This window comes from Enterobacter sp. MGH 4, from assembly GCF_000534735.1.
Taxonomy (GTDB): Bacteria; Pseudomonadota; Gammaproteobacteria; order Enterobacterales; family Enterobacteriaceae; genus Enterobacter; species Enterobacter intestinihominis.
Map to the genome: position 1 here is coordinate 422,480 of NZ_KI973294.1, position 22,447 is coordinate 444,926.

The 22,447-nt window shown below is 56.1% G+C and carries 25 protein-coding genes; 18 read left to right on the plus strand and 7 right to left on the minus strand.

Annotated features, from left to right (window positions below):
* Nucleotides 1-37: 37 nt before the first annotated feature.
* The 3 genes from speB to yqgB form a co-directional block, all read right to left on the minus strand.
* On the minus strand, nucleotides 38-958 hold the full coding sequence (speB, locus tag L350_RS06255) for an agmatinase (protein WP_017382921.1): 921 nt from the start codon (nucleotides 956-958) through the stop codon (nucleotides 38-40).
* Between the two features lie 647 nt (nucleotides 959-1,605).
* Nucleotides 1,606-3,582, minus strand: coding sequence for a biosynthetic arginine decarboxylase (speA, locus tag L350_RS06250; RefSeq protein ID WP_022649348.1), 1,977 nt, complete (start codon nucleotides 3,580-3,582; stop codon nucleotides 1,606-1,608).
* A gap of 8 nt (nucleotides 3,583-3,590) precedes the next feature.
* Nucleotides 3,591-3,722 carry an acid stress response protein YqgB gene (yqgB, locus tag L350_RS23505; protein WP_057979949.1) on the minus strand — a complete coding sequence of 44 codons (132 nt, stop codon included), beginning with the start codon at nucleotides 3,720-3,722 and terminating at the stop codon, nucleotides 3,591-3,593.
* A 660-nt stretch (nucleotides 3,723-4,382) separates the two neighbouring features.
* Between yqgB and metK the strand changes: the two genes are divergently transcribed.
* The 8 genes from metK (at nucleotide 4,383) to ruvX (ending at nucleotide 11,523) form a co-directional block, all read left to right on the plus strand.
* Complete coding sequence (metK, locus tag L350_RS06245) at nucleotides 4,383-5,537, plus strand: methionine adenosyltransferase (RefSeq protein ID WP_022649349.1); 1,155 nt, start codon at nucleotides 4,383-4,385, stop codon at nucleotides 5,535-5,537.
* Between the two features lie 416 nt (nucleotides 5,538-5,953).
* Nucleotides 5,954-7,351: a galactose/proton symporter gene (gene galP / locus L350_RS06240; protein ID WP_032626160.1), complete on the plus strand. Its 1,398-nt coding sequence runs from the start codon at nucleotides 5,954-5,956 to the stop codon at nucleotides 7,349-7,351.
* 59 nt (nucleotides 7,352-7,410) lie between these two features.
* Nucleotides 7,411-7,908, plus strand: coding sequence for a SprT family zinc-dependent metalloprotease (locus L350_RS06235; protein ID WP_032626162.1), 498 nt, complete (start codon nucleotides 7,411-7,413; stop codon nucleotides 7,906-7,908).
* A gap of 94 nt (nucleotides 7,909-8,002) precedes the next feature.
* Complete coding sequence (gene endA / locus L350_RS06230) at nucleotides 8,003-8,710, plus strand: deoxyribonuclease I (protein WP_022649352.1); 708 nt, start codon at nucleotides 8,003-8,005, stop codon at nucleotides 8,708-8,710.
* Between the two features lie 51 nt (nucleotides 8,711-8,761).
* A complete protein-coding gene (gene rsmE / locus L350_RS06225; protein WP_003860033.1) occupies nucleotides 8,762-9,493 on the plus strand; it encodes a 16S rRNA (uracil(1498)-N(3))-methyltransferase in 732 nt (243 codons plus the stop codon).
* Between the two features lie 31 nt (nucleotides 9,494-9,524).
* Complete coding sequence (gene gshB, locus L350_RS06220) at nucleotides 9,525-10,472, plus strand: glutathione synthase (RefSeq protein WP_032626165.1); 948 nt, start codon at nucleotides 9,525-9,527, stop codon at nucleotides 10,470-10,472.
* Between the two features lie 74 nt (nucleotides 10,473-10,546).
* On the plus strand, nucleotides 10,547-11,107 hold the full coding sequence (locus L350_RS06215; RefSeq protein WP_022649353.1) for a YqgE/AlgH family protein: 561 nt from the start codon (nucleotides 10,547-10,549) through the stop codon (nucleotides 11,105-11,107).
* Nucleotides 11,107-11,523 (plus strand): Holliday junction resolvase RuvX, encoded by a 417-nt coding sequence (ruvX, locus tag L350_RS06210; protein ID WP_006811925.1) that lies wholly within the window; start codon nucleotides 11,107-11,109, stop codon nucleotides 11,521-11,523. The genes L350_RS06215 and ruvX overlap by 1 nt, the downstream gene beginning before the upstream one ends.
* Before the next feature lie 10 nt (nucleotides 11,524-11,533).
* Here ruvX and L350_RS06205 read toward each other — a convergent pair whose 3' ends face one another.
* Nucleotides 11,534-12,514 (minus strand): type IV pilus twitching motility protein PilT, encoded by a 981-nt coding sequence (locus L350_RS06205; protein ID WP_032626167.1) that lies wholly within the window; start codon nucleotides 12,512-12,514, stop codon nucleotides 11,534-11,536.
* Nucleotides 12,515-12,531: 17 nt separating this feature from the next.
* Here L350_RS06205 and L350_RS06200 point away from each other — a divergent pair, with 17 nt between their 5' ends.
* From L350_RS06200 to L350_RS06175, 6 genes are read left to right on the plus strand one after another with little or no spacing between them, the layout of a single operon-like run.
* Nucleotides 12,532-13,233 carry a YggS family pyridoxal phosphate-dependent enzyme gene (locus tag L350_RS06200; RefSeq protein ID WP_023298569.1) on the plus strand — a complete coding sequence of 234 codons (702 nt, stop codon included), beginning with the start codon at nucleotides 12,532-12,534 and terminating at the stop codon, nucleotides 13,231-13,233.
* 21 nt (nucleotides 13,234-13,254) lie between these two features.
* Nucleotides 13,255-13,821, plus strand: a complete 567-nt coding sequence (locus L350_RS06195; RefSeq protein WP_003860024.1) for a YggT family protein — start codon at nucleotides 13,255-13,257, stop codon at nucleotides 13,819-13,821.
* Nucleotides 13,818-14,114, plus strand: coding sequence for a DUF167 family protein YggU (gene yggU / locus L350_RS06190; protein ID WP_022649356.1), 297 nt, complete (start codon nucleotides 13,818-13,820; stop codon nucleotides 14,112-14,114). The genes L350_RS06195 and yggU overlap by 4 nt, the downstream gene beginning before the upstream one ends.
* Nucleotides 14,115-14,117: 3 nt before the next feature.
* Nucleotides 14,118-14,711: an XTP/dITP diphosphatase gene (locus L350_RS06185; protein WP_032626170.1), complete on the plus strand. Its 594-nt coding sequence runs from the start codon at nucleotides 14,118-14,120 to the stop codon at nucleotides 14,709-14,711.
* The gene (gene hemW, locus L350_RS06180) at nucleotides 14,704-15,852 is read left to right on the plus strand and encodes a radical SAM family heme chaperone HemW (RefSeq protein ID WP_032626172.1); all 1,149 of its coding nucleotides are present in this window, start codon (nucleotides 14,704-14,706) and stop codon (nucleotides 15,850-15,852) included. The genes L350_RS06185 and hemW overlap by 8 nt, the downstream gene beginning before the upstream one ends.
* A gap of 56 nt (nucleotides 15,853-15,908) precedes the next feature.
* Nucleotides 15,909-16,271, plus strand: coding sequence for an endonuclease domain-containing protein (locus L350_RS06175; RefSeq protein ID WP_023306916.1), 363 nt, complete (start codon nucleotides 15,909-15,911; stop codon nucleotides 16,269-16,271).
* 67 nt (nucleotides 16,272-16,338) lie between these two features.
* On the opposite strand, the gene L350_RS06170 is transcribed toward L350_RS06175, so the two are convergent.
* From L350_RS06170 to trmB, 3 genes are read right to left on the minus strand one after another with little or no spacing between them, the layout of a single operon-like run.
* Nucleotides 16,339-17,055 carry a YggN family protein gene (locus tag L350_RS06170; RefSeq protein WP_022649360.1) on the minus strand — a complete coding sequence of 239 codons (717 nt, stop codon included), beginning with the start codon at nucleotides 17,053-17,055 and terminating at the stop codon, nucleotides 16,339-16,341.
* A 57-nt stretch (nucleotides 17,056-17,112) separates the two neighbouring features.
* Nucleotides 17,113-17,439 (minus strand): YggL family protein, encoded by a 327-nt coding sequence (locus L350_RS06165; RefSeq protein WP_032626176.1) that lies wholly within the window; start codon nucleotides 17,437-17,439, stop codon nucleotides 17,113-17,115.
* Nucleotides 17,439-18,158, minus strand: a complete 720-nt coding sequence (trmB, locus tag L350_RS06160; protein ID WP_022649361.1) for a tRNA (guanosine(46)-N7)-methyltransferase TrmB — start codon at nucleotides 18,156-18,158, stop codon at nucleotides 17,439-17,441. Before trmB ends, L350_RS06165 begins: the two co-directional genes overlap by 1 nt.
* Before the next feature lie 144 nt (nucleotides 18,159-18,302).
* Here trmB and mutY point away from each other — a divergent pair, with 144 nt between their 5' ends.
* The 4 genes from mutY (at nucleotide 18,303) to L350_RS06140 (ending at nucleotide 22,404) form a co-directional block, all read left to right on the plus strand.
* On the plus strand, nucleotides 18,303-19,355 hold the full coding sequence (gene mutY / locus L350_RS06155; RefSeq protein WP_186004938.1) for an A/G-specific adenine glycosylase: 1,053 nt from the start codon (nucleotides 18,303-18,305) through the stop codon (nucleotides 19,353-19,355).
* Between the two features lie 26 nt (nucleotides 19,356-19,381).
* Nucleotides 19,382-19,654: an oxidative damage protection protein gene (locus L350_RS06150; RefSeq protein ID WP_003862425.1), complete on the plus strand. Its 273-nt coding sequence runs from the start codon at nucleotides 19,382-19,384 to the stop codon at nucleotides 19,652-19,654.
* 124 nt (nucleotides 19,655-19,778) lie between these two features.
* A complete protein-coding gene (mltC, locus tag L350_RS06145) occupies nucleotides 19,779-20,855 on the plus strand; it encodes a membrane-bound lytic murein transglycosylase MltC (protein ID WP_032621902.1) in 1,077 nt (358 codons plus the stop codon).
* A gap of 292 nt (nucleotides 20,856-21,147) precedes the next feature.
* Nucleotides 21,148-22,404 carry a nucleoside permease gene (locus L350_RS06140; RefSeq protein ID WP_022649364.1) on the plus strand — a complete coding sequence of 419 codons (1,257 nt, stop codon included), beginning with the start codon at nucleotides 21,148-21,150 and terminating at the stop codon, nucleotides 22,402-22,404.
* Nucleotides 22,405-22,447 lie beyond the last annotated feature (43 nt).

Sequence of the window (22,447 nt, forward strand, 5' to 3'; positions counted from 1 at the left end):
GCGCATGCGGCGCGCAGCAGCAATCAGCGCGTAAGGCTTATTCGCCTTTTTTCGCTGCCTGGATGTAGAGCATTTCCAGCGCCAGGGTCGCCGCGGCTAGCGCGGTGATCTCGGACTGGTCATAGGCCGGAGCCACTTCCACCACGTCCATCCCGACAATGTTCAGATCCTTCAGGCCGCGCACCAGCTTGATGGCGCGGTCTGAGGTCAGGCCGCCGATCACCGGCGTACCGGTGCCCGGCGCAAATGCCGGATCCAGGCAGTCGATGTCGAAGGTCAGGTAGACAGGCATATCGCCGACGATCTGCTTAACCTGAGCCAGAATATCGTCCACGCCGCGATCGTTCACCTGGCCCGCGTCGAGTACGGTGAAGCCGTTGTCTTTGTCGAACTCGGTGCGGATGCCGATCTGCACGGAGTGGTTCGGATCGATCAGGCCTTCTTTCGGCGCGGTGTAGAACATGGTGCCGTGGTCGAATTCGCAGCCGTTCGCGTAGGTGTCGGTATGCGCGTCAAAGTGCACCAGCGCCATTTTACCGAAGTGCTTCGCGTGGGCGCGCAGCAGCGGCAGTGTCACGAAGTGGTCACCGCCGAAGGAGAGCATGCGTTTACCGGCCGCCAGCAGCTTCTCGGCGTGCGCCTGCAATTTTTCGCTCATTTCGCGCGCGTCACCGAAGGCGTACACCAGATCACCGCAGTCCACCACGTTCAGGCGCTCGCGCATGTCGAAGTTCCACGGGAAGCGGTTGTGCTCCCAGGCCAGGTTGGTGGAAACCTGACGAATTGCCGCCGGGCCATGACGTCCACCCGCACGACCGGACGTTGCCATGTCGAACGGTACGCCGGTGATCACCCAGTCAGCATCGCTGTCGTAAGGCTGGAAGTTCATCGGAAGGCGTAAAAAACCAAACGCGTTAGATACCAGAGAGTTATCGTACTGATGACCTAAAGTGCTCATGTCCTGACCTCTTATAAAGTCGATACATTAAAACAGATGAAAAAAAATCCCCTCCGCGTCGTTAAACCCGACGAGGAAGGGATTGATTCGTAAATCGCATAGTGGGGCGAATTATCGCCGTTAATTCATACGGGTTCAAGTGAGTATAGGGCATCGTGCGGTCTGATGCCCTCACCCCAACCCTCTCCCACCGGGCTGAGGGTTCCCCACAAATTAATGCGAGCACTGAGCAATCCCCTCGCCCCTCCGGGGAGAGGGTTAGGGTGAGGGGAACATACGGCGGTGGTGGTCATTCCGTTCACTTTATGTTCCTTGCTACTCTGTAACGACATGACCGGTGAACGTGCCAGGGTGGCTCAGTCGCCACCACCCTGGCGACCCGGGCTCCCGGCGGTAAATCGCCGCTTCGCGGTGCCCTCGGCTTATTCCTTCCGGCTTATCGGGTACGGGCGGAGGCAACGTCCCTGTAAAGCCGCCCTCTCGGCGCATCCCTGCGCCTCGCCCCGGCCGGAAGGCAAACGCCTCAGCGATTTACAGCCGGACCAGGGCATCGCTGACAGCCCTCAGTCATTTAGAAAGCAACTTTATTGCTTCTGCATAAAAAAATTACTGGGGATCCCTCAGCCCACCGGGAGAGGGAGGTTTTACTACTCGTCTTCCAGATACGTATACCCGTACAGACCCGCTTCAAACTCTTCCAGGAACTGCTGCTGCAGCGCATCGTCCAGACCGGTGTTTTTGACCTGATCGCGGAACTGGGTGAGCAGTTTTTTCGGATCCAGCTGAACGTATTCGAGCATATCCGCCACGGTGTCCCCTTCGTCGGACAGCTCAACCTCCACGCTGCCGTCAGGGAAGACAAACACGTCAACCGCTTCGGTATCACCGAACAGGTTGTGCATGTTGCCGAGGATCTCCTGATACGCACCCACCATAAAGAAGCCCAGCATTGGCGGGTTCTCCGGATCGTACTCCGGCATTGGCATGGTCGTAGCGATACCGTCACCGTCGACGTAGTGGTCAATCGCGCCGTCGGAGTCACAGGTAATGTCCAGCAGCACCGCGCGGCGTTCAGGCGCATGATTCAACCCTTCCAGCGGCAGAACCGGGAACAGCTGGTCGATACCCCAGGCATCCGGCATCGACTGGAACAGGGAGAAGTTGACGTACATTTTGTCCGCCATACGTTCCTGCAACTCGTCGATAATCGGACGGTGTGCGCGGTTGCTCGGATCGAGCTGCTTCTGCACTTCATGGCACATGTTCAGATAGAGCTGCTCCGCCCACGCGCGTTCCTGCAGGCTAAAGGTGCCTGAAGAATAACCGACGTGAATGTCGTGCAGATCCATCTGGCTGTCGTGCAGCCATTCGCGCAGAGAACGACGCGTGCCCGGCTCGTGCATCTCCTGCCAGGTTTCCCACATGCTTTGCAGGGAACGTGGGGCATCGTCTGCCGGAGGCGTGGCTTCAGTGATTTCGCTGCGCTCAACGCCGATGATGTTAGAGACCAGCACCGTATGGTGCGCAGTGACCGCGCGGCCGGATTCGGTGATCACCGTCGGGTGCGGCAGGCCGTGCTCTTCGCAGGCATCGCCAATCGCCCAGATAATGTTGTTGGCGTATTCGTTCAGGCCGTAGTTGACCGAGCAGTCAGACTGCGAGCGTGTCCCTTCGTAATCCACGCCCAGGCCACCGCCCACGTCAAAGCACTGAATATTTACGCCAAGCTTGTGCAGCTCAACGTAGAAACGTGCCGATTCACGCACGCCGGTGGCAATGTCGCGAATGTTGGCCATCTGCGAGCCAAGGTGGAAGTGCAGCAGCTGAATGCTGTCCAGACGACCGCGCTCGCGCAGAATTTCCACCAGCTGAAGCACCTGGTTCGCCGCGAGGCCGAACTTGGATTTTTCACCGCCGGAAGACTGCCATTTACCGGAACCCTGCGACGCCAGTCGCGCACGCACGCCAAGCCGTGGGATCACGTTCAGACGCTCGGCCTCTTCCAGCACGATCGCGATTTCGGTCATCTTCTCGATCACCAGATAGACCTTGTGGCCCATCTTCTCGCCAATCAGCGCCAGACGAATGTATTCGCGGTCTTTATAGCCGTTACAGACGATCACCGACCGGGTCATGCCCGCGTGCGCCAGAACCGCCATCAGCTCCGCTTTGGAGCCAGCTTCCAGGCCCAGCGGTTCGCCGGAGTGGATCAGGGACTCAATCACGCGACGGTGCTGGTTTACCTTGATCGGGTAAACGAGGAAATAGTCGCCGTTATAACCATACGATTCCCGCGCGCGTTTGAACGCGGCGTTAATAGAACGCAGGCGATGTTGCAGGATCTGCGGGAAGCAGAACAGTGCAGGCAAGCGCTGACCCTGGGCTTCACGGGCTTTCACCAGCTTAGCGAGATCCACGCGCGCTTCCGGGACGTCCGGATCCGGGCAGACACTGATGTGGCCCAGCTCGTTAACGTCGTAGTAGTTATTGCCCCACCAGGCAATATTGTAAGTGCGCAGCATCTTGCTGGCTTCCTGGGAGCTCATCGCAACCTCCTGCATAGAACGTAGTACACCCTGTTCGCCTGCTGACGAAGGCGAAAGCGAAGACATGTCGTCAGACATAGCGAACCTCAACTCTTTGTATTAAGTGTAAAACAGTTGACTACTATCGCAGCGTTATACGGCGATAACAACCCATTAACGGCTCCATTTCCCAGCAGAGTATGCTGAAATCCAGACCGTGCGACCGGTTTCTTATTCATATCATTGTAAAACACGTATCCGAACTCTGTATGACAAGGTTCGGCGAAACCACGAGAAAACTCCTGTATTAACAAGAGCGCCCTTGTTCAGTTTTCACAAAGCGTGACCGGCTCTGGAATCCTGAGAAGCACCGAGATGGGTATAACATCGGCAGGTGTTTAGACCAGAAGTGCGGGTGGGAATCAAATGCGCGCCAGAACGACTGCGCTGAATGAGCGGAAAACAATGGTTCATTATCTCGTATCACCTCCACGGCCGCCTCTGCTGAAACGGACCACAAGCCAAAGCTAAAAGTTCACTGCTTAACCCGGCTGGAAGTGGCGACACGATGTGTTCATCGAGCGCTTATTTTATATGAGCCGCGCGCCGCGTTTTATACCGAGAAGGTCGCTAAAAAGCAAAACAAAAATGCGCAGGTTGCCAGCGCCGTCAGGAAAAATTTCCAGCCGTGTTTTCAACGCAGTGAGAGGTGAGTCAAAAAAAACTGGAAATCGGGTGAAGAAGTGACCTAAAATAGACGTCCAGATGTTAATCCATCCATACCGATTAACACTCAGACTGCCAGTGTCAAAATCCTGCAGGCCTTGGTAGAATTATCTCCTTTGGCTATTCCACACAGCAGTTCGAGCTAACCAAATTCCTTTTAGGTGAAATAAAACATGGCAAAACACCTGTTTACGTCCGAGTCCGTATCAGAAGGACATCCTGATAAAATTGCTGACCAAATCTCCGATGCGGTGCTGGATGCGATCCTCGCGCAGGATCCAAAAGCGCGCGTAGCGTGTGAAACCTATGTCAAAACCGGCATGGTTCTGGTTGGCGGTGAGATCACCACCAGCGCATGGGTTGATATCGAAGAGATCACCCGTAACACGGTGCGTGAGATCGGCTATGTACATTCTGATATGGGCTTTGATGCCAACTCCTGCGCCGTACTGAGCGCTATCGGCAAACAGTCCCCGGACATCAACCAGGGCGTTGACCGTGCCGATCCGCTGGAACAGGGCGCGGGCGACCAGGGCCTGATGTTCGGCTACGCGACCAACGAAACCGACGTGCTGATGCCAGCGCCGGTGACTTACGCACACCGTCTGGTGCAGCGTCAGGCTGAAGTGCGTAAAAACGGCACCCTGCCGTGGCTGCGTCCGGATGCGAAAAGCCAGGTGACCTTCCAGTATGACGACGGGAAAATCGTCGGCATTGATGCCGTGGTTCTTTCCACGCAGCATGCTGAAGATATTGACCAGAAATCCCTGCAGGAAGCGGTGATGGAAGAGATCATTAAGCCGGTTCTGCCAACTGAATGGCTGAGCTCTGCGACCAAATTCTTCATCAACCCAACCGGACGCTTCGTTATCGGCGGCCCAATGGGTGACTGCGGTCTGACCGGTCGTAAAATCATCGTAGATACCTACGGCGGCATGGCGCGCCACGGTGGCGGCGCGTTCTCCGGTAAAGACCCGTCTAAAGTGGACCGTTCTGCGGCGTACGCTGCACGTTATGTGGCGAAAAACATCGTTGCTGCGGGCCTGGCTGACCGCTGTGAAATTCAGGTTTCCTACGCCATCGGCGTGGCTGAGCCAACCTCCATCATGGTGGAAACCTTCGGTACTGAAAAAGTGCCTTCTGAACAGCTGACCCTGCTGGTGCGTGAGTTCTTCGACCTGCGTCCATACGGTCTGATTCAGATGCTGGATCTGCTGCACCCAATCTACCAGGAAACCGCAGCGTACGGTCACTTTGGTCGCGAACATTTCCCTTGGGAAAAAACCGACAAAGCCGCCCTGCTGCGTGATGCTGCCGGTCTGAAATAAACGACTGCCAGCAGCTTAAACAGGCCAGCCTTTGTGCTGGCCTTTTTTATGTCGGGTGGCGGCTATGTCTTACCCGACCTACGGGTAGTGAATTTTTGTAGGCCGGGTAAGGCGCAGCCGCCACCTGGCAATGTTTGGAACCGTTTACACCTCACTCTCTATACCCCGCTTTCAGAATATTCTCTTTGCATGATCGCATTTCTTCTGCTGTTACATTCCCTTTCAGTTAAGTCTGAAATTTGTGCAAACGCGATGCATATCAATTAATTTACCTCTATATTTTCAAAGCTTTAATTATTTTTACGGTTACAAACTAGTGTAACCGATTACACCGTTGTGATTTGACTCACATATTTTTATGAGCCGCTCACCTACTCTTAATATCGTAAAAACTGATAACCCAACTGGAGGGCATAATGCCTGACAATAATAAACAGGGGCGTACGTCCAATAAGGCAATGACGTTCTTCGTCTGCTTCCTCGCCGCTCTGGCAGGATTACTCTTTGGCCTGGATATTGGCGTAATTGCCGGTGCATTACCTTTCATCACCGATGAGTTCCAGATTAGCGCACACACTCAGGAATGGGTGGTCAGCTCCATGATGTTCGGTGCCGCCGTCGGCGCGGTCGGCAGCGGCTGGCTCTCCTTTAAGCTCGGGCGTAAAAAGAGCCTGATGATCGGCGCGATCCTGTTCGTTGCCGGCTCACTGTTCTCTGCCGCTGCGCCTAACGTTGAAGTGCTGATCCTCTCCCGCGTGCTGCTCGGTCTGGCAGTGGGCGTGGCGTCTTATACTGCCCCGCTGTACCTGTCTGAAATCGCACCGGAAAAAATCCGCGGCAGCATGATTTCCATGTACCAACTGATGATCACCATCGGTATTCTGGGGGCTTATCTTTCCGATACCGCCTTCAGCTACAGCGGCGCTTGGCGCTGGATGCTGGGCGTCATCATCATTCCGGCCATTCTGCTGCTGATTGGTGTCTTCTTCCTGCCGGACAGCCCGCGCTGGTTCGCCGCCAAACGCCGCTTCCACGATGCCGAACGCGTGCTCTTACGCCTGCGTGATACCAGCGCCGAAGCCAAAAACGAGCTGGAAGAGATCCGCGAAAGCCTGAAGGTCAAACAGTCCGGCTGGGCGCTGTTCAAAGAGAACAGCAACTTCCGCCGCGCGGTGTTCCTCGGTGTGCTGTTACAGATCATGCAACAGTTCACCGGGATGAACGTCATCATGTATTACGCGCCGAAAATCTTCGAACTGGCGGGCTACACCAACACCACCGAACAGATGTGGGGCACCGTGATCGTCGGCCTGACCAACGTGCTGGCGACCTTTATCGCTATCGGTCTGGTGGACCGCTGGGGGCGTAAGCCAACCCTGACGCTGGGCTTCCTGGTCATGGCCGTCGGGATGGGCGTACTGGGTACCATGATGCACATGGGCATTCACTCCTCGACGGCACAGTACTTCGCCGTGGCGATGCTGCTGATGTTTATCATTGGGTTTGCGATGAGCGCCGGTCCGCTGATTTGGGTGCTGTGTTCTGAGATCCAGCCGCTGAAAGGGCGTGATTTTGGTATCACCTGCTCTACCGCAACCAACTGGATTGCCAACATGATCGTCGGCGCAACGTTCCTGACCATGCTCAATACCCTGGGTAATGCCAATACCTTCTGGGTCTACGCCGGTCTTAACCTGTTCTTTATTGTTCTCACGATCTGGCTGGTTCCTGAAACCAAACATGTTTCACTGGAACACATTGAACGTAACCTGATGAAAGGTCGTCCTCTGCGCGAAATCGGCGCACACGACTGATCCTCCTGCGGGGAGGCGCCTCTTGCGCCTCCCCGCTTCCCGCTTTATGCTCTGCCCCTATGAAATCTCCCCGTCTCCCCATCGCCATTCAGCAAGCCGTCATGCGCAGCCTGCGGGAAAAACTCGCCCAGGCCAACCTGAAGCTCGGCCGCAATTATCCTGAACCGAAGCTGGTCTATCAGCAGCGTGGCACCGCGGCAGGCACCGCCTGGCTGGAATCGTATGAGATCCGCCTGAATCCGGTGTTGATGATGGAAAATCAGCAGGCGTTTATCGAAGAAGTGGTGCCGCACGAGCTGGCCCACCTTCTGGTGTGGAAACACTTTGGCCGCGTCGCGCCGCACGGCAAAGAGTGGAAATGGATGATGGAGGCGGTGCTCGGCGTTCCGGCCCGCCGCACCCACCAGTTCGAGCTGGAATCGGTACGCCGCAATACGTTTCCCTACCGCTGCCAGTGCCAGCAGCACCAGCTTACCGTCCGCCGTCACAACCGCGTGGTGCGCGGCGAGGCGACCTATCGCTGCGTTAAATGCGGCGAACCGCTGGTGGCGGAATAATCACTCGAACTTTCAGGAACTTTCCTGATCTGACTGATTGCATACGGGAACAACATTCGTTACGTTGCGGGCTGGTTTTGACACGGAGTGTAAGATGTCCCGTAATGTTTCTCTCGCGGTCGCTTTTCTGGCGACAGCGCTCTCCGGCCATGCTCTGGCCGACGGTATTCACAGTTTCTCTCAGGCAAAAACCGCGGGCGTAAAGATTAACGCCGACGTACCGGGTGATTTCTACTGCGGCTGTAAAATTAACTGGCAGGGTAAGAAAGGGGTCGTGGATCTGGGATCCTGCGGCTATAAGGTGCGCAAGAACGAGAATCGCGCCAGCCGAATCGAATGGGAACACGTTGTTCCGGCCTGGCAGTTTGGCCACCAGCGCCAGTGCTGGCAGGACGGTGGACGTAAAAATTGCGCAAAAGATCCGGTCTACCGCCAGATGGAAAGCGATATGCACAACCTGCAACCCGCCGTGGGTGAAGTCAATGGCGACCGCGGAAACTTCATGTACAGCCAGTGGAACGGTGGCGAAGGCCAGTACGGTCAGTGCGCCATGAAGGTCGATTTCAAAGAGAAACTCGCCGAACCGCCTGCCCGCGCGCGCGGCAGCATCGCCCGCACTTACTTCTATATGCGCGACCGCTACGATCTCAACCTTTCCCGCCAGCAGACGCAACTCTTCAATGCCTGGGACAAGCTCTACCCGGTGACGGACTGGGAATGCCAGCGCGACGAACGTATCGCCAAAGTCCAGGGGAATCACAACCCTTACGTCCAGCGGGCTTGCCAGGCGCAAAAGAGCTAACCTACACTACGGCAATTCGCTTATATCGCATGACACATGGAATTTCTGACTATGCGCATCCCTCGCATCTATCACCCTGAACTGATTACCCCAGGCGGCGAAATCGCCCTGTCTGATGATGCCGCAAACCACGTAGGCCGCGTGCTGCGCATGGGCGCAGGCCAGGCGATTCAGCTCTTTGACGGCTCTAATCAGATTTTTGACGCTGAAATTACGCGCGCCGATAAAAAAAGCGTGCACGTGAAGGTGCTGCGTGGCGACGTGGACGACCGGGAATCCCCGCTGCACATTCACCTTGGCCAGGTGATGTCGCGCGGGGAAAAGATGGAGTTCACCATTCAGAAATCCATTGAACTGGGTGTAAGCCTCATTACGCCACTTTTTTCTGAGCGCTGCGGCGTTAAACTGGATGCGGAACGTCTGAACAAAAAGATCCAGCAGTGGCAGAAAATTGCCATTGCAGCCTGTGAACAGAGTGGCCGCAACCGCATCCCGGAGATCCGCCCGGCGATGGATCTGGAGGACTGGTGTGCAGAAGAGGAAAGCGGGCTTAAGCTTAATCTTCATCCGCGCGCCAGCGCCAGCATCAATACGCTGCCGCTGCCCGTTGAGCGTGTACGCCTGCTGATTGGCCCGGAAGGCGGCCTGTCGGCTGACGAAATCGCCATGACGGCGCGTTACCAGTTTACTGATATTCTGTTGGGACCTCGCGTTCTGCGCACTGAGACAACGGCACTCACCGCCATTACCGCCCTACAGGTGCGATTTGGCGATCTGGGTTGAAGCAAAGCCTGACCCATAACCGGAGAAGAACATGATTAAGCTCGGCATCGTGATGGACCCCATCGCAAACATTAACATTAAGAAAGATTCCAGCTTCGCTATGCTGCTGGAAGCGCAGCGTCGCGGCTATGAACTCCACTATATGGAGATGAACGATCTGTACCTCATCAACGGTGAAGCCCGCGCACGTACCCGCATCGTTAACGTCGAGCAGAACTACGAAAAATGGTACGAATTCGGCACCGAGCAGGATATTGCCCTGGCCGACCTTAACGTCATCCTGATGCGTAAAGATCCGCCGTTCGACACCGAATACATTTACTCCACCTATATCCTTGAGCGTACCGAAGAGAAAGGCACGCTGATCGTCAACAAGCCGCAGAGCCTGCGCGACTGCAACGAGAAGCTCTATACCGCATGGTTCTCTGACCTGACGCCGGAAACGCTGGTCACCCGCAGCAAAACGCAGCTGAAAGAATTCTGGCAGAAGCACGGCGACATCATCATGAAGCCGCTGGACGGCATGGGCGGCGCATCGATCTTCCGCGTGAAAGAGGGCGACCCGAACATTGGCGTAATTGCCGAAACGCTGACCGAGCTGGGGACCCGCTACTGCATGGCGCAAAACTATCTGCCGGCCATTAAAGACGGTGACAAGCGTGTGCTGGTTGTAGACGGCGAGCCGGTGCCTTACTGCCTGGCGCGTATCCCGCAGGGTGGTGAAACCCGTGGCAACCTGGCGGCCGGAGGCCGTGGCGAACCGCGTCCGTTAAGCGAAAGCGACTGGGAAATTGCCCGCCGCGTCGGCCCTACGCTGAAAGCCAAAGGCCTGATCTTCGTTGGCCTCGATATCATCGGCGATCGTCTGACCGAAGTGAACGTCACCAGCCCGACCTGCATTCGTGAAATCGAAGCGGAATTCCCGATCTCGATCACCGGAATGCTGATGGACGCTATCGAAAAACGTTTACAGAAATAACCTGTGACAGCGCCTGTGTTTATCCCCATACTGGGCGCTGTCGCTTTTTAAACCAGGAAACAGTACCTCTGACAATGAATTTACAGCATCACTTTCTTATTGCCATGCCTGCTCTCCAGGATCCGATTTTCCGCCGGGCCGTGGTCTATATTTGCGAATACAACGAAGACGGCGCAATGGGGATTATCATCAATAAGCCGCTGGAAAACCTTCAGGTTGAAGGCATTCTGGACAAGCTGAAAATCCCTGCTGAAGCGCGGCTGCCGGAAATCCGTCTTGATAAACCGGTGATGCTCGGCGGACCGCTTGCAGAAGATCGTGGCTTTATCCTGCATACCCCGCCGGTTTTCTCGTCCAGCATTCGTATCTCCGATAACACCGTCGTCACCACCTCTCGCGATGTGCTCGAAACACTGGGCACGGCAAATCAGCCTTCTGAGGTGCTGGTTGCGCTCGGCTACGCTTCCTGGGAAAAAGGGCAGCTGGAACAAGAAATTCTGGACAACGCCTGGCTGACGGCCCCTGCGGATATGAATATCCTGTTTAAAACCCCTATCGCCGATCGCTGGCGTGACGCGGCAAAACTGATTGGCATTGATATTCTGACCATGCCTGGCGTTGCGGGGCACGCGTAATGAGCGGCACCCTTCTCGCCTTTGACTTCGGCACCAAAAGCATCGGCGTCGCTGTGGGTCAACGGATCACCGGCACCGCCCGCCCGCTCACGGCGCTGAAAGCTAACGACGGCACGCCGGACTGGAACCTTATTGAGCGCTTGCTCAAAGAGTGGCAGCCGGACGACGTGATTGTCGGTCTGCCGTTGAACATGGACGGCACCGAGCAGCCGCTTACCGCCCGCGCGCGCAAGTTCGCGAACAAAATTCATGGCCGCTTTGGTGTCTCCGTTAAGCTGCACGATGAACGTTTGAGCACCGTCGAGGCACGCGCTGGCCTGTTCGAGCACGGTGGCTTCCGGGCGTTGAACAAAGGCAGCGTGGATTCAGCTTCAGCCGTCATTATCCTCGAAAGCTATTTCGAACAGGGTTACTGAGCGCCGGGGCCTACAGCCGCCCCTGCGCCCGTCGCTCCGCCAGACTCTGCTCAAAGTTCTGCATCCCCGCCTGCTGCCCCGTTTGAATAATGCCCGGCAGTTGCCAGGTTTTACCTTCGCGGATCAGGTTTGCCGCCGCCGACGTATTCACCAGTAGCTCATACAGCGCCACGCGCCCGCCCTGGACATCCTGACGCAGCTTCTGCGCCAGTACCGCACGCAGGCTTCCCGCCAGCTGATTACGAACCGGATCTTTCTCCTGCGCCGGGAAGGTATCGACCAGGCGCTCGATCGCCTGCGCCGCACCGCGCGTGTGCAGCGTGGCCAACACCAGATGGCCAGTCTCAGCCGCCGTCAGCGCCAGGCGTATCGTCTCGCTGTCGCGCAGCTCACCAAGCAGAATCACATCCGGATCTTCACGCAGCGCACTGCGCAGGGCCTCGGCAAAGGACGGGCTATGCTGGCCTATCTCCCGCTGCCGGATGAGGCAACGTTCACTCTGGTACATAAACTCCACCGGATCTTCCAGGGTCAGAATGTGCCCGTCCGTATGGTGATTGAGAAAATCGACCATCGCGGCCAGGGTGGTCGATTTCCCGCTGCCGGTGGCGCCGGTGACCAGAATCAGGCCATTGTCATTGGACAAAAGCTCCGGGATCGCGCGCGGCACGCCTAACGCAGAGAGCTGCGGACACGTTAGCGGCAACAGGCGTAGCGCGATCGAAACGCCGTGCATATGCTTAAACGCACTGCCGCGCAGCCGCTGACCGCCTGTGAGGGTAACGGCAAAATCTACCTGCCCGTTTGCCCACCAGGCGCCCTGCTGTTCGTCATTGAACCACGCTTTTAATAACGCCTCCACATCGGGGGGCGGAAACGGCGCAGGTTCAAGACGGCCTGACCTGCGCCAGCGCGGTGGTGAATCACTGCACAGGTGTAGATCGGAGACGTTATGCTTTACACTAAGGGCCACAATTTCTTCCACATCCATAGACAACTCCTCGGAAAATGAACGACATTGCGCATAACCTGGCACAGGTCCGGGACAAAATCTCAGCCGCGGCAACGCGTTGCGGCCGTGCTTCAGAAGAAATTACGTTGCTTGCAGTCAGCAAAACCAAGCCTGCGAGCGCCATCGCAGAAGCGATAGCCGCCGGTCATCGTGCCTTTGGTGAAAACTATGTGCAGGAAGGCGTAGATAAGATTCGCGCTTTCCGGGAGCGGGGAAATACAGACCTGCAGTGGCACTTTATCGGTCCGCTACAGTCGAACAAAAGCCGTCTGGTAGCAGAGCACTTCGACTGGTGTCACACCATCGATCGTCTGCGTATCGCTACCCGTTTGAGCGACCAGCGCCCTATGGAGATGCCAGCGCTTAACGTGCTGATTCAAATCAACATCAGTGATGAAAACAGCAAGTCCGGCATTACGCTGAGCGAACTGGATGCGCTGGCGGCGGACGTGGCGGCGCTGCCGCGCTTAACCCTGCGCGGACTGATGGCCATTCCGGCACCAGAGTCAAGTTATGAAAGGCAGTTTGCCGTAGCACAGCAAATGGCTGTAGCATTTGAGGCGCTTAAAGCGCGCTATGACACGGTAGACACGCTTTCTCTGGGCATGTCGGACGATATGGAAGCCGCCATCGCGGCAGGCAGCACCATGGTGCGCATCGGCACAGCAATTTTCGGTGCGCGCGATTACACCCAATAATAAGGAAACCTGAGGAACGCCATGAAGACGTTGACTTTCCTGCTTTCAACGGTCATTGAACTGTATACGATGGCGCTGCTACTGCGCGTCTGGATGCAGTGGGCCCGTTGTGATTTTTACAATCCATTCTCACAATTTATCGTGAAAATCACGCAGCCCATTGTGGGGCCGCTTCGCCGCATCATTCCGGCAATGGGGCCGATTGACAGTTCATCTCTGCTGATGGCGTTTATTCTGAGCGTTATCAAAGCGATCGTGCTGTTTATGGTCATCACTTTCCAGCCGATTATCTGGATTTCAGCCGTTCTGATCCTGGTTAAAACCGTCGGCTCGCTGATCTTCTGGGTCCTGCTGGTGATGGCGATTATGAGCTGGGTAAGCCGGGGCCGTAGCCCGGTGGAGTACGCGTTGATTCAGCTGACTGAACCATTGCTGCGTCCGATCCGTAGCCTGCTGCCTGCGATGGGCGGAATCGACTTCTCCCCGATGCTTCTCGTTTTGCTGCTGTACGTGCTGAATATGGGTATCGCGGAACTGTTACAGGCGACGGGTAATATGCTGCTGCCGGGGCTGTGGATGGCGTTATGAGTGCAGTTAGCCCCTGCGCCGACGGGCTGGTTTTACGGCTGTACATTCAGCCGAAAGCCAGCCGCGACAGCATTGTTGGGCTGCATGGCGACGAGCTAAAAGTCGCCATCACTGCCCCGCCCGTTGACGGCCAGGCGAATGCGCATCTGACCAAATATCTGGCAAAACAGTTTCGCGTCGCTAAAAGCCAGGTCATCATTGAGAAAGGTGAACTTGGCCGGCATAAACAGGTAAAAATCCTTAACCCGCAATCTATCCCGACGGAAGTCGCGGCTCTGACAAAACAGGACTAAACCATGCAGAAAGTTGTTCTCGCCACCGGTAATGCCGGTAAAGTGCGCGAGCTGGCCTCGCTATTACATGATTTTGGGCTGGACGTGGTGGCTCAGACCGAGCTGGGCGTGGACCCCGCCGAAGAGACCGGCCTGACGTTTATCGAAAACGCCATTCTGAAAGCGCGCCATGCGGCGCAGATCACCGGGCTGCCCGCGATTGCCGATGACTCCGGTCTGGCCGTGGATTTTCTGGGCGGTGCGCCGGGGATTTACTCCGCCCGCTATTCCGGGGTGGACGCCACCGACCAGCAGAACCTGGAAAAGCTGCTTGTGGCCCTGAACGACGTCCCTGACGAACAGCGTACCGCGCAATTCCACTGCGTGCTGGTCTACATGCGTCACGCGGAAGATCCCACGCCGATTGTCTGTCACGGCAGCTGGCCGGGCGTGATCACCCGTGAAGCGGCGGGCAACGGCGGCTTTGGTTACGACCCGATTTTCTTTGTCCCGACCGAGGGCAAAACCGCTGCGGAACTCACCCGCGAAGAGAAAAGCGCGATCTCCCACCGTGGACGCGCCCTGAAACTGTTACTGGAAGCACTGCGTAATGGCTAATTTGCCACCTCTGAGTCTTTATATTCACATCCCATGGTGCGTGCAGAAATGCCCGTACTGCGATTTCAACTCGCACGCGCTGAAGGGCGAAGTGCCGCACGATGATTACGTCGCGCATCTGCTGGCCGATCTGGATGCCGATGTACCGTACGCACAGGGACGTGAAGTGAAGACCATTTTTATTGGTGGCGGTACGCCGAGCCTGCTTTCAGGCCCGGCGATGCAGAAGCTGCTGGACGGTGTGCGCGCACGCCTGAACCTGGCAGCGGATGCTGAAATTACGATGGAAGCCAACCCGGGCACCGTTGAGGCCGACCGTTTTGTCGAGTATCAGCGCGCGGGCGTGAACCGTATCTCCATCGGCGTGCAGAGCTTTAGCGAGCCAAAGCTGAAGCGCCTGGGGCGCATTCATGGCCCGGAAGAGGCAAAGCGCGCGGCGAACCTGGCAACGGGGCTTGGGCTGCGCAGTTTTAACCTCGATTTGATGCACGGCCTGCCGGATCAGTCGCTGGAAGAAGCGCTGGACGATTTGCGTCAGGCAATTGAACTGAACCCGCCGCATCTGTCGTGGTATCAGTTGACCATTGAACCGAACACCCTGTTTGGTTCCCGTCCTCCGGTGCTGCCGGACGATGACGCGCTGTGGGATATCTTCGAGCAGGGCCACCAGCTTTTGACCGCGGCGGGGTATCAGCAATACGAAACCTCGGCGTATGCGAAGCCGGGCTATCAGTGTCAGCACAACCTGAACTACTGGCGCTTTGGTGATTATCTGGGGATTGGCTGCGGGGCACACGGCAAAGTGACCTTCCCGGACGGGCGCATTCTGCGCACTGCAAAAACGCGTCATCCGCGCGGGTTTATGGAAGGCCGCTACCTGGAGCGTCAGCATGACGTCGAGGCGGTGGATAAGCCGTTTGAGTTCTTTATGAACCGCTTCCGTCTGCTGGAAGCCGCACCGCGCGCGGAGTTTGCGCTCTACACCGGGTTGTCAGAGTCGGTGATTCGTCCGCAGATTGACGAGGCGCTGGCGCAGGGGTATCTGACCGAGTGTGATGAGTACTGGCAGATCACCGAGCACGGTAAGCTGTTCCTAAACTCCCTTCTTGAGCTGTTCCTCGCTGAAAATCCTGAAGGCTGATTCAGGATTTTACATCCCGTTCTGCTGGTTGAGGGAAAGGCTGGCAGAGTGTGGGGATGGAAATTACTCGTTCTTATGCAAAACAGCTCAGACGTGAGCTGACAAAAGAAGAAAGGCGGCTTTGGTATCTACTGCGCAGCCGCCGTTTCGAAAATTATAAATTTCGTCGACAGCATCCGGTAGGTAATTACATTCTGGATTTCGCCTGCTGCGCGGCTCGTCTGGCTGTTGAGCTGGATGGCGGGCAACATGATGAGAATCAGGAATACGATCGTCAAAGGACGCTCTGGCTAAATCGAAAGGGCTGGTACGTCATTCGTTTCTGGAACAACGAACTCTGGGATAACGAAGAGGTGGTGTTAGAAAAGATCCTTGAAACACTGCAAATGCTGCAACCCTCACCCCGGCCCTCTCCCTGAAAGGGAGAGGGAGCAAACCATCCCCTCGCCCCTTTGGGGAGAGGGTTAGGGTGAGGGGTGAAGTAAATTACTTCAGCGTCCCCACCAGCGCCTTCCGGCTGTCTTCCAGGGACACCACGCGTTTACACACGTCTTTGCCGAACTGCTGGAAATCGGCTTCCTGATTCTTCCACTCGTTCTGAATCGAGGTTTGCAGTCCGCCCAGGCTACCCAGTACACCCTGCAACGGATTACCGCCGCCTTTCAGCACCGCTTTGGCGCCCATCTCGTTGATGCTGTCCTGGAGAATGCCGCCCATCGCCTGGTTCACCAGCTGCTGACCGTCGGCTCGCACCTGATCGATCGCCTTATAGTGGAACGTCAGGCCATCAGAGCGCGTCTCAATAATGCGGTTCATCTGTTCTTTCAGCTGTTTATCCAGCTTCGTCAGGCGGGTGCGCATATTGCTGCTCTCCCCCACCTCTTTGGTGATGATTTTATCCAGCGCCACGCGGCCCTTCTCAACGCGGGTCAGCGCGCCATCGTTTATCCATGGCAGCGCGGTACGCAACTCGGCCTGGTAGTCCATCGCCTGCTCGCGCTGGGCGGCCGTCAGGTTTTGCTGTTTGCCGTTAAACGTCACGTTGCCATCCGGCGTGATCACCAGATTGCCATTCTCGCCCTTAACCTGCACGGTTTGCGGGCTTAATACCACGTCGTCACGCGGGGTGACGCTACATTTATACTCCGCATGGGCGGTGGTTCCGATTGCCAGTAAAGCAACCGCCAGCAACGTTTTACGCATCTTCAACACTCCCTCAGACAAAATGGGCCAGCTAATGCTGGCCCCGTTCTTGCTTTATTAGTCCCACCAAACGTCGAAAAGTTCGCTGACGCGGACATCTTCCAGTTTGTGGTCTACAAGCCATTTGCGTACCAGCGCCTGATGTTCTTCGGTGCATTTCCCCACTTCCTGGGTGCAAATCAGACCTTCCCACGCCAGATAGCCGCTACCGTCGAAGGCCAGCTTGTTGGGTTCGATCACCTCGTTGATGAACGCATCAACGTCCTGATCGATCTGCTCAACGCTGGTGCCTTCCGGGAAACGCCAGGCAACGGAGAAACCCACTTCCTGGAATTCTTCGATGTGCATCTTTTTACGCAGACGACGGCTACGATTCTTTGCCATTATTTTACCCTCTCGAACATTAAGTCCCATACGCCGTGACCAAGACGATGGCCACGCTGTTCAAATTTTGTCACCGGACGTGAATCCGGACGCGGTACGTAGTCGTTGCTTTCAGACTGGTTTTTATACCCGTCCAGCGACGACATCACTTCCAGCATGTGTTCCGCATAAGGTTCCCAGTCGGTCGCCATGTGGAAGACGCCGCCCAGCTTAAGCTTACTTTTCACCAGCTCGGCAAACGGCGCCTGAACGATACGGCGTTTATTATGACGCGCTTTGTGCCACGGGTCAGGGAAAAAGAGCTGAACCATGTTCAAAGAATTGTCAGGAATCATTTTATGCAGCACTTCCACCGCGTCGTGACACATAACGCGCAGGTTCTCAACGCCCTCTTCGTGGGCCGTTGCCAGACACGCACCGACGCCTGGCGAGTGCACTTCAATACCGAGGAAGTTCTGCTCCGGGCGCGCTTTCGCCATAGTGACCAGCGAGGTGCCCATGCCAAAACCGATCTCCAGCGTCACTGGCGCATCGCGACCAAACAGCTCGGTAAAGTCGAGCGGCTGCTCGCTGAACTCAACGCCCATCACCGGCCAGTAGTTGTCCAGCGCGTGTTGCTGCCCTTTTGTCAGGCGGCCCTGACGGCGGACAAAGCTGCGAATACGGCGCAGCGGGCGACCGTTTTCATCAAATTCCGGTGAAATGACGTCGTTTTTCATAAAAGAGTTGTCTGCTTGTGAGAGTGTACGGGAAACGGGCATTATCCAAAGTTAAGGCTTCTATGCAAGCATGGGAAAGATCCGGTTTACAGCAGATTGACGCTGTGCTGCAATCTGCCTCCCTGATTAAGCGAATCGATGACCATGCAAGCCTCTCAATTTTCAGCCCAGGTGCTGGACTGGTACGACAAATACGGGCGTAAAACCCTGCCCTGGCAAATTGAAAAAACGCCTTACAAAGTATGGCTCTCCGAGGTGATGTTGCAACAAACGCAGGTCGCGACGGTCATTCCTTATTTCGAGCGTTTTATGGCGCGCTTCCCGACAATCACCGATCTGGCCAATGCGCCGTTAGACGAGGTACTGCACCTGTGGACAGGCCTCGGCTATTACGCCCGCGCGCGCAACCTGCACAAAGCCGCACAGCAGGTCGCCACCCGCCACAACGGTAAATTCCCGGAGACCTTTGACGAGGTGGCGGATTTGCCCGGCGTCGGGCGTTCAACCGCAGGCGCAATCCTTTCCCTGTCTTTAGGCAAGCATTTCCCTATTCTCGACGGCAACGTCAAGCGCGTGCTGGCACGCTGCTACGCCGTAGAAGGCTGGCCGGGCAAGAAAGAGGTTGAGAAGCGCCTGTGGGAGATCAGTGAAGCGGTCACTCCGGCGAAAGGGGTGGAGCGTTTTAACCAGGCGATGATGGATCTGGGCGCGATGGTCTGCACCCGTTCAAAACCGAAGTGCGAACTCTGCCCGGTAAATAACCTCTGCGTGGCCTATGCGAACCACTCCTGGGCGCAGTATCCGGGGAAAAAACCGAAGCAGACGCTGCCTGAACGCACCGGGTACATGCTGCTGATGCAGCATGGCGACGAGGTGTTTCTCGCCCAGCGCCCGCCGAGTGGCCTGTGGGGTGGTCTATACTGCTTCCCACAGTTTGAGGATGAAGCTTCGCTTCGGGCATGGCTTGAACAGCGCGGCATTGCGGCCGATACCCTGACGCAACTCAACGCGTTCCGTCATACCTTCAGCCATTTCCATCTGGATATTGTGCCTATGTGGCTTCCCGTGTCCTCATTCACCTCCTGCATGGATGAAGGCACCGCTCTCTGGTATAACTTAGCGCAACCGCCATCAGTCGGGCTGGCGGCTCCCGTGGAGCGCCTGTTACAGCAATTAAGTGTCGGTGCAATGGTTTAGCATCGGCAAGACAAAGAGGAATGAGTATGGCCAGAACCATTTTTTGTACTTTCCTGCAGCGCGACGCTGAAGGCCAGGATTTCCAGCTCTACCCGGGCGACCTGGGTAAACGCATTTACAACGAGATCTCCAAAGAAGCCTGGGGACAGTGGCAGAAAAAACAGACCATGCTGATCAACGAGAAAAAGCTCAGCATGATGAACCCGGAACACCGCAAGCTGCTGGAGCAGGAGATGGTGAACTTCCTGTTCGAGGGTAAAGACGTCCACATCGAAGGCTATACGCCACCGGAAAAATAATACTCTGCGGCTGCTGCCCGGCGGCGCTGCGCTTGCACGGGCCTACGGTTATGTAGGCCGGGTAAGCGCAGCGCCACCCGGCAACAGCAACCTCAAAGCAAACACAACACGCACTCCCGGAATGATGAAAAAACTATTAGCGCTAGCACTTGTTGCGCCGTTGCTTGTGTCTTGTTCTTCCAAAAAGGGCGATAGCTATAACGAAGCCTGGGTTAAGGACACCAACGGTTTTGACATTTTGATGGGGCAGTTTGCCCATAACATCGAGAACATATGGGGATTTAACGAAGTTCTTATTGCCGGACCGAAGGACTACGTTAAGTATACCGACGCCTATCAGACCCGTAGCCACATCAACTTTGATGACGGTACGATTACGATTGAAACCATCGCGGGGACTGAACCTGCGGCGCATTTACGTCAGGCCATCATCAAAACCCTGCTGATGGGCGACGATCCGGGCTCTATCGATCTCTACTCTGATGCCGATGACATTACTATCTCCAAAGAGCCGTTCCTGTATGGGCAGGTCGTTGACCAGACCGGTCAGCCGATTCGCTGGGAAGGTCGCGCGACGAACTTCGCAGACTATTTGCTGCAAACGCGCCTGAAAAGCCGCACCAATGGCCTGAAGGTGATCTATAGCGTTACGATCAACCTGGTGCCGAACCACCTCGACAAGCGTGCGCATAAGTATCTGGGCATGGTGCGTCAGGCGTCGCGTAAGTATGGCGTGGATGAGTCGCTGATCCTGGCGATTATGCAGACCGAATCCTCGTTCAACCCGTATGCGGTGAGCCGTTCCGACGCGCTGGGGCTGATGCAGGTTGTGCAGCACAGCGCCGGTAAAGACGTGTTCCGCGCGCAGGGGAAATCCGGTACGCCGAGCCGCAGCTACCTGTTCGATCCGCAAAGCAACATTGATACCGGCACGGCCTATCTGGCGATGCTGAACAATGTCTATCTCGGCGGGATCGATAACCCGACTTCACGTCGCTATGCGGTGATCACCGCCTACAACGGCGGCGCGGGCAGCGTCCTGCGCGTCTTCTCGAACGATAAAGTTCAGGCCGCGAACATCATCAACAGCATGGCGCCGGGGGATGTCTACTCAACCCTCACCACTCGCCACCCGTCTGCGGAATCCCGCCGCTATCTGTATAAGGTGAATACGGCGCAGAAGAACTATCGTCGTCGCTAGAAACCAACACCCCCCCTCACCCTACCCTCTCCCCAAAGGGGAGAGGGTGTTCAAGTTCCCTCTCCCCTTTGGGGAGAGGGTTAGGGTGAGGGGGCATCAGACCGCACCCATCTTATCCCACCCATACAAAAATGCTATTTGCATCACAATCCAAACTGCAAATTAATGTGGATTGCATTTTTTTGCGGGAGGTAACAAAACATATCGTTGCCAACTGATAGAATTGCATCAAATAACAACCCTGAATGTTCCTATAACAACATATCTCCCGCTCACTTGTGAGGAAAGTAACATGAACCTTAAGCTGCAGCTTAAAATCTTGTCGTTTCTGCAGTTCTGCCTGTGGGGTAGCTGGCTGACTACACTCGGCTCCTATATGTTTGTGACGCTCAAGTTCGATGGTGCGTCAATCGGTGCCGTCTACAGCTCGCTGGGTATTGCGGCTGTTTTCATGCCAACGCTGCTCGGTATCGTGGCGGATAAATGGTTAAGTGCGAAATGGCTGTATATGCTTTGCCATCTGGTGGGTGCGGGGACGCTGTTTATGGCGGCCGAAGTGACCACGCCGGGGGCGATGTTTATGGTGATCCTGCTTAACTCGCTGGCGTATATGCCAACGCTTGGCCTGATCAACACCATCTCCTACTACCGCCTGAAATCTGCCGGTCTGGATATCGTCACCGACTTCCCGCCAATCCGTATCTGGGGCACCATCGGCTTTATCATGGCAATGTGGGGCGTGAGCTTCGCGGGCTTCGAGCTGAGCCACATGCAGCTGTATATTGGTGCCGCGCTCTCCGTGCTGCTGGCGCTGTTCACCCTGACGCTGCCCACCATTCCGGTTTCTAACCAGCAGAAAAACCAGAGCTGGAGCACCATGCTTGGCCTGGATGCCTTCGCCCTGTTCAAAAACAAGCGCATGGCGATCTTCTTTATTTTCTCCATGCTGCTGGGGGCGGAACTGCAAATCACCAACATGTTCGGTAATACCTTCCTGCACAGCTTCGATAACGATCCGCTGTTTGCCGGGAGCTTTATCGTTGAACACGCGTCGGTGATGATGTCCATCTCGCAGATCTCTGAGACGCTGTTCATCCTGACCATCCCGTTCTTCCTGAGCCGCTACGGCATCAAGAACGTCATGCTGATCAGTATCGCTGCCTGGATGTTGCGCTTCGGTCTGTTCGCCTACGGCGACCCAAGCGCGTTCGGCACCGTGCTGCTGGTTCTGTCGATGATTGTTTACGGCTGCGCCTTCGACTTCTTCAACATCTCCGGCTCGGTGTTTGTAGAAAAAGAGGTGAAACCTGAAATTCGCGCCAGCGCGCAGGGCATGTTCCTGATGATGACCAACGGCTTCGGCTGTATTCTGGGCGGCGTGGTGAGCGGTAAAGTGGTTGAGATGTATACCACCAACGGCATCACCAACTGGCAGCCGGTGTGGCTGATCTTCGCCGGGTACTCACTGGTGCTGTTCTTCGCGTTCATCGTGCTGTTCAAGTACAAGCACGTACGCGAACCACACGGTGCGCAGCCGATCGCGCATTGATTGTTGTGCCCGGTGGCGGCTTCGCCTTACCGGGCCTACAAAC

Bases quoted from the DNA above. Each gene is read 5' to 3' on its own strand.
- speB (WP_017382921.1), bottom strand. From the start codon at position 958: ATGAGCACTTTAGGTCATCAGTACGATAACTCTCTGGTATCTAACGCG.
- speA (WP_022649348.1), bottom strand. From the start codon at position 3,582: ATGTCTGACGACATGTCTTCGCTTTCGCCTTCGTCAGCAGGCGAACAG.
- yqgB (WP_057979949.1), bottom strand. From the start codon at position 3,722: ATGAATAAGAAACCGGTCGCACGGTCTGGATTTCAGCATACTCTGCTG.
- metK (WP_022649349.1), top strand. From the start codon at position 4,383: ATGGCAAAACACCTGTTTACGTCCGAGTCCGTATCAGAAGGACATCCT.
- galP (WP_032626160.1), top strand. From the start codon at position 5,954: ATGCCTGACAATAATAAACAGGGGCGTACGTCCAATAAGGCAATGACG.
- L350_RS06235 (WP_032626162.1), top strand. From the start codon at position 7,411: ATGAAATCTCCCCGTCTCCCCATCGCCATTCAGCAAGCCGTCATGCGC.
- endA (WP_022649352.1), top strand. From the start codon at position 8,003: ATGTCCCGTAATGTTTCTCTCGCGGTCGCTTTTCTGGCGACAGCGCTC.
- rsmE (WP_003860033.1), top strand. From the start codon at position 8,762: ATGCGCATCCCTCGCATCTATCACCCTGAACTGATTACCCCAGGCGGC.
- gshB (WP_032626165.1), top strand. From the start codon at position 9,525: ATGATTAAGCTCGGCATCGTGATGGACCCCATCGCAAACATTAACATT.
- L350_RS06215 (WP_022649353.1), top strand. From the start codon at position 10,547: ATGAATTTACAGCATCACTTTCTTATTGCCATGCCTGCTCTCCAGGAT.
- ruvX (WP_006811925.1), top strand. From the start codon at position 11,107: ATGAGCGGCACCCTTCTCGCCTTTGACTTCGGCACCAAAAGCATCGGC.
- L350_RS06205 (WP_032626167.1), bottom strand. From the start codon at position 12,514: ATGGATGTGGAAGAAATTGTGGCCCTTAGTGTAAAGCATAACGTCTCC.
- L350_RS06200 (WP_023298569.1), top strand. From the start codon at position 12,532: ATGAACGACATTGCGCATAACCTGGCACAGGTCCGGGACAAAATCTCA.
- L350_RS06195 (WP_003860024.1), top strand. From the start codon at position 13,255: ATGAAGACGTTGACTTTCCTGCTTTCAACGGTCATTGAACTGTATACG.
- yggU (WP_022649356.1), top strand. From the start codon at position 13,818: ATGAGTGCAGTTAGCCCCTGCGCCGACGGGCTGGTTTTACGGCTGTAC.
- L350_RS06185 (WP_032626170.1), top strand. From the start codon at position 14,118: ATGCAGAAAGTTGTTCTCGCCACCGGTAATGCCGGTAAAGTGCGCGAG.
- hemW (WP_032626172.1), top strand. From the start codon at position 14,704: ATGGCTAATTTGCCACCTCTGAGTCTTTATATTCACATCCCATGGTGC.
- L350_RS06175 (WP_023306916.1), top strand. From the start codon at position 15,909: ATGGAAATTACTCGTTCTTATGCAAAACAGCTCAGACGTGAGCTGACA.
- L350_RS06170 (WP_022649360.1), bottom strand. From the start codon at position 17,055: ATGCGTAAAACGTTGCTGGCGGTTGCTTTACTGGCAATCGGAACCACC.
- L350_RS06165 (WP_032626176.1), bottom strand. From the start codon at position 17,439: ATGGCAAAGAATCGTAGCCGTCGTCTGCGTAAAAAGATGCACATCGAA.
- trmB (WP_022649361.1), bottom strand. From the start codon at position 18,158: ATGAAAAACGACGTCATTTCACCGGAATTTGATGAAAACGGTCGCCCG.
- mutY (WP_186004938.1), top strand. From the start codon at position 18,303: ATGCAAGCCTCTCAATTTTCAGCCCAGGTGCTGGACTGGTACGACAAA.
- L350_RS06150 (WP_003862425.1), top strand. From the start codon at position 19,382: ATGGCCAGAACCATTTTTTGTACTTTCCTGCAGCGCGACGCTGAAGGC.
- mltC (WP_032621902.1), top strand. From the start codon at position 19,779: ATGAAAAAACTATTAGCGCTAGCACTTGTTGCGCCGTTGCTTGTGTCT.
- L350_RS06140 (WP_022649364.1), top strand. From the start codon at position 21,148: ATGAACCTTAAGCTGCAGCTTAAAATCTTGTCGTTTCTGCAGTTCTGC.